We start from the raw sequence: 562 nt of genomic DNA, 5'->3' as shown, positions 1-562 counted from the left end.
ACGCCGCCGGCCTGATCGGCCAGTTGCGCGGCTCGCAGAACATGACGCGGCTGGCGAAATATTCGGCCGATCTCTACGTTAAGCTGGAAGCCGAGACCGATGTCGGCACCGGCATGCGGCAGGTCGGTTCGATCACCGTGGCGCTGACCGAGGAGCGCAAGCACGAGATTTATAGGCAGGCGTCTCTCGCCCGCGCGTTCGATATCGATGTGCGCGAGATTTCGCCTAATGAAGTCAAGGAGATGTATCCGCATCTCAACATTTCCGATGTGGTCAGCGCCGTGCATCTACCGCTCGACGGCCAATGCGACCCGGCCAATATCGCCATGGCGCTGGCCAAGGGCGCCCGCCAGCGCGGTGCGACGATCGTGGAAAACGTGAAGGTCACCAAAGTCCATACCAGGGATGGCCGCGTCACCGGCGTTTCCTGGACGCAGGGCGACGAGCAAGGCATGATCGAAGCCGATGTCGTCGTCAATTGCGCCGGCATGTGGGCGCGCGAGCTCGGGCGCCAGAACGGCGTCACCATCCCGCTGCATGCCTGCGAGCACTTTTACCTCGT

The 562-nt window shown here is 62.6% G+C and carries 1 protein-coding gene; it reads left to right on the top strand.

The window, feature by feature from the left end:
* Nucleotides 1-562 (top strand): NAD(P)/FAD-dependent oxidoreductase (locus AC0L3I_RS36980; RefSeq protein ID WP_473530239.1); only part of this gene is annotated, 562 nt, incomplete at both ends.

It is taken from the genome of Mesorhizobium sp. WSM4840 (assembly GCF_055811755.1).
The sequence above is the reverse complement of the archived record's forward strand: the minus strand, read 5'-3'. Positions and strand labels throughout refer to the sequence as shown.